This is a genomic window from Streptomyces anandii JCM 4720 (assembly GCF_014650655.1).
Classification (GTDB): Bacteria; Actinomycetota; Actinomycetes; order Streptomycetales; family Streptomycetaceae; genus Streptomyces; species Streptomyces anandii.
In genome coordinates this window covers 225,332-229,741 of sequence record NZ_BMVJ01000002.1, presented here as the reverse complement: position 1 = coordinate 229,741, position 4,410 = coordinate 225,332, and the positions used below count along the sequence as shown (strand labels likewise).

Genomic DNA, 4,410 nt, shown 5'->3' with positions numbered 1-4,410 from the left:
CCTCGACGAAGTCGGCGACGCTGGCGCCACGACGGCCCGGCGTAGTCGGCTTGTACTTGCGGATTCCCATTTCTCAGTCCTCGTCCGATATCGGACGATCCGACGCGCTTACGCGGTCGGACCGCCGAAGATGTCGATACGGTCGCCCTCGGCGAGGGTCACGATCGCGCGCTTGGTCGCGGCACGCTGGCCGAAACCGGTGCGGGTCCGCTTGCGCTTGCCCTGGCGGTTGATCGTGTTGACCCCGGTGACCTTGACCTCGAAGACCGCCTGGACGGCCTCCTTGATCTGGGTCTTGTTGGCCCGCGGGTCGACGACGAACGTGTACTTGTTCTCGTCGAGGAGCGCGTAGCTCTTCTCCGACACGACCGGCTTGAGCAGGACGTCACGGGGGTCCGTGTACGACTTGCTCAGCGGGGTCTCGACGGTGTTCTTGCCCTCGGCGGCGTGACGGCGCGCCTTGGCGACGCGCGCGGCCTTGGCGGCCTTGGCGGCCTTCGAGGCGATGGAGGGGTGACGCGTAGCCATCAGGCCTCGCTCCCTTCGTTGTCGTTGGCCTTGTTCGGGCCGGCGACGAAGGACTCGAAAGCGGCCTTGGTGAAGACCACGTCGTCCGAGACGAGAACGTCGTACGTGTTCAGCTGGCCCGGCTCCAGGATGTGGACCTGGGGCAGGTTGCGGGCGGACAGCCACGCGGCCTCGTCGGAGCGGTCGGCGACGAGCAGCAGGTTCTTGCGCTCGCTGATCTTGCCGAACAGCGTCTTGGCGGCCTTCGTGGAGATCTCGCCCTCGACCACGCCGGAGACGACGTGGATGCGGTTGTGGCGGGCCCGGTCGGTGAGGGCGTGGCGCAGGGCCGCGGCCTTCATCTTCTTCGGGGTCCGCTGCGAGTAGTCGCGCGGCACGGGGCCGTGCACGACGCCACCGCCGGCGAACTGGGGCGCGCGGGTCGAGCCCTGACGGGCGCGGCCGGTGCCCTTCTGGCGGTACGGCTTCTTGCCGCCGCCGCGGACCTCGCCACGGGTCTTGGTCTTGTGCGTGCCCTGGCGGGCAGCGGCCAGCTGCGCGACGACGACCTGGTGGATCAGCGGAACGCTGACCTTCTCAACGCCGAAGATCTCCGCGGGGAGCTCGACGGTACCGGCCTTCTCGCCCGCCGGCGAAAGGATGTCAACAGTGCTCATCGGTTACCTCAGGCCCCCTTGGCCGCGGTGCGGACCAGGACGAGGCCGCCGTTCGGACCGGGAACCGCGCCCTTGATGAGCAGCAGACCCTTCTCCGCGTCAACGGCGTGGACGGTCAGGTTCTGGGTGGTGACCCGCTCGTTGCCCATGCGACCCGCCATGCGCAGGCCCTTGAACACACGGCCCGGGGTGGCGCAGCCGCCGATGGAACCGGGAGAGCGGTGCTTGCGCTGGGTACCGTGCCCGGCGCCGAGGCCACCGAAGTTGTGGCGCTTCATGACACCGGCGAAGCCCTTGCCCTTGCTCTTGCCGGTGACGTCGACCTTCACGCCGGCCTCGAACACCTCGGCGGTGATCTCCTGGCCGAGGGTGTACTCGGCGGCGTCCGCGGTGCGGATCTCGACGAGGTGACGACGGGGGGTGACGTCGGCCTTGGCGAAGTGGCCCTTGAGGGGCTTGTTCACCTTGCGCGGGTCGATCTCGCCGAAGGCGATCTGGACCGACTCGTAGCCGTCGACGTCGTTGGTACGAACCTGGGTCACGACGTTGGGGCCGGCCTTGACGACGGTGACCGGAACAACACGGTTGTTCTCGTCCCACACCTGCGTCATGCCGAGCTTCTCGCCCAGGATGCCCTTGATCTGCTTAGCCATCTCTCAGATCACCGCGCCTCAGAGCTTGATCTCGATGTCGACACCGGCCGGGAGGTCGAGTCGCATCAGAGAGTCAACGGTCTTGGGGGTGGGGTCGAGGATGTCGATCAGGCGCTTGTGCGTGCGCATCTCGAAGTGCTCGCGCGAGTCCTTGTACTTGTGCGGCGACTTGATGACGCAGTACACGTTCTTCTCAGTGGGCAGCGGCACCGGGCCCGCGACCGACGCACCAGTACGGGTCACCGTCTCGACGATCTTCTTCGCCGAGGAGTCGATGACCTCGTGGTCGTAGGCCTTGAGCCGGATGCGGATCTTCTGTCCCGCCATGGCTACTCAGTAGTCCTGTCTCTCATACGCTCTGGAACCCGGTGTTCCCTTGACCTCCCCCGACCCACGCGGTCGGGCGTGTCGCGCTCCCGCTGACATGGATGTCCCTTGTTCGAACATCCCTGCTGGGAAATGACACGGCCGTTGCCGGAACCGCGGACCGGGGCCTTGGGCCCACCGGATGCCTGGTCGGTGCCGCGCCCACGCTTCCCGGAAGATTCCCGTACGTCCGCCCCAGCGCTGCCGTGAGGCAGTTAAGGCGACGAGTACTGTGGGACTCGCTTCCGGTCCTCCCGGCGGGAGGCGCGCAGCATCAACACTCGACCGAGCAACTCGGACAGTCTGCCATATCCGACGGGGGCCTGGCCAATCGGGGCGAAGACCTTACCCGGCGGGGGGCGCGGGTCAAACCGGGGGCGACGAGGGGACGGGCGTGGCGCCCGTGGCAGGCGGATCGGGGTTCCGCCTCGAGGGCGCCGCGGGACAGCCCCGGCTGACGCGAGGGGCGCCGGCCGGGGGTGCGTCGGTACTGATCCGGGGCCGGGGCCGAGCTGGCGCGGGGCCGGGGCTCGGCCGGCGCGGAGCGGGCGCCGGGCCTGGGCTCGGCCGGTGTCCGGACTGGCCCAGGCCCCTCGGCCGGTGCCAGGACGGTCCAGGCCCCTCGGTCGGTACCCCGAGGGCACAGTCCTGTCGGCCGGTACCCGGAGGGCGCAGGTCCCGTCGTCCGAAGTCCTGTCGGTCGGTACCCGGAGGGCGCAGGTCCCGCAGGCTCAGATGACGCCCTGGGCGAGCATCGCGTCGGCTACGCGTTCGAAGCCGGCGATGTTGGCGCCGGTCACATAGTCGCCTGGGGCGCCGTAGCGGTCGGCGGTCTCGTGGCAGGTGGCGTGGATGTCGGTCATGATCCGCGCCAGTTCCTCCTCGACGCGGGCCGACGACCAGGCCGTACGGGAGGCGTTCTGCGCCATCTCCAGCGCGCTGACCGCGACCCCGCCCGCGTTCGCCGCCTTGCCGGGCCCGAAGGCGACCCCGGCCTCCTGGAAGAGGCGTACCGCATCGGGCGTGGTCGGCATGTTGGCCCCCTCGGAGACGGCCTTCACACCACCCCGTACGAGGAGCGCCGCGTCCTTCTCCTCCAGCTCGTTCTGCGTGGCCGAGGGCAGCGCGATGTCACCCGGCACCTCCCAGACCCGCCCGCCCGGCACGAACCGCGCGGAGGCGCCCCGACGCTCGGCGTAGGTGCTGATCCGCCCGCGTTCGACCTCCTTGACCTGCTTGAGCAGGTGCACGTCGACGCCCTTCTCGTCGACGACGTATCCGCTGGAGTCAGAGCAGGTCAGCGGGTGCGCGCCGAGGGCGAGCAGCTTCTCGATCGTGTAGATGGCGACGTTCCCGGAGCCGGAGACGACGGCCGTCTGGCCCTCCATCTCCTCGCCCCGCACGCGCAGCATCGCCTGGGCGAACAGCACGTTCCCGTACCCGGTCGCCTCCGGCCGGATGGCGGAGCCGCCCCAGCCGGGCCCCTTGCCGGTGAGCACGCCGGCCTCCCAGCGGTTGGTGATCCGCCGGTACTGCCCGAAGAGGTAGCCGATCTCGCGGCCGCCGACACCGATGTCACCGGCCGGCACGTCGGTGTTCTCGCCGATGTGCCGCTGCAGCTCCGTCATGAAGGACTGGCTGAACCGCATGACCTCGGCGTCGGAGCGGCCGTGCGGATCGAAGTCGCTGCCGCCCTTGCCGCCACCGATGCCCAGACCGGTGAGCGCGTTCTTGAAGACCTGCTCGAAGCCGAGGAACTTGATGATCCCGAGGTTCACGGACGGGTGGAAGCGCAGGCCGCCCTTGTACGGCCCGAGAGCACTGTTGAACTCGACCCGGAACCCTCGGTTGACGTGCACCTGCCCGTGGTCGTCCTGCCAGGGCACCCGGAAGATGATCTGCCGCTCCGGCTCGCACAGCCGCTCGAGCAGCCCCGGCTCGGCGTACTCCGGCCGGGCCGCGAACACGGGAGTGAGCGTCTCCAGCACCTCCCGCACCGCCTGGTGGAACTCCGGCTGAGCGGGATTGCGGTGCTCGATCTCGGTCCGCAGGATGTCCAGGTCGGACGACGAGGACAGCAGCGTGGGCGAGATCCTGGCATCGGGTCGGTTGGTCACGGGGCCCCTTCCTGGCACGGCTGCGCGCCACCGCACGAATCCGGTGACGTACTGATCGGCGCTCGGCGCCGTTGCCGCGCGCGGGACACA

The 4,410-nt window shown here is 69.4% G+C and carries 5 protein-coding genes; all 5 read right to left on the bottom strand.

Annotation, left to right across the window (positions count from 1 at the left end):
• Positions 1 to 108: 108 nt before the first annotated feature.
• Positions 109 to 528, bottom strand: a complete 420-nt coding sequence (rplW, locus tag IE249_RS04195) for a 50S ribosomal protein L23 (protein ID WP_189703398.1) — start codon at positions 526 to 528, stop codon at positions 109 to 111.
• Positions 528 to 1,184 carry a 50S ribosomal protein L4 gene (gene rplD / locus IE249_RS04190; RefSeq protein ID WP_189703397.1) on the bottom strand — a complete coding sequence of 219 codons (657 nt, stop codon included), beginning with the start codon at positions 1,182 to 1,184 and terminating at the stop codon, positions 528 to 530. Before rplD ends, rplW begins: the two co-directional genes overlap by 1 nt.
• Positions 1,185 to 1,192: 8 nt before the next feature.
• Complete coding sequence (gene rplC / locus IE249_RS04185) at positions 1,193 to 1,837, bottom strand: 50S ribosomal protein L3 (protein ID WP_009190129.1); 645 nt, start codon at positions 1,835 to 1,837, stop codon at positions 1,193 to 1,195.
• 18 nt (positions 1,838 to 1,855) lie between these two features.
• Positions 1,856 to 2,164 carry a 30S ribosomal protein S10 gene (rpsJ, locus tag IE249_RS04180; RefSeq protein ID WP_003948644.1) on the bottom strand — a complete coding sequence of 103 codons (309 nt, stop codon included), beginning with the start codon at positions 2,162 to 2,164 and terminating at the stop codon, positions 1,856 to 1,858.
• Positions 2,165 to 2,934: 770 nt separating this feature from the next.
• Complete coding sequence (gdhA, locus tag IE249_RS04175) at positions 2,935 to 4,284, bottom strand: NADP-specific glutamate dehydrogenase (protein ID WP_189703686.1); 1,350 nt, start codon at positions 4,282 to 4,284, stop codon at positions 2,935 to 2,937.
• Between the last annotated feature and the right edge of the window lie 126 nt (positions 4,285 to 4,410).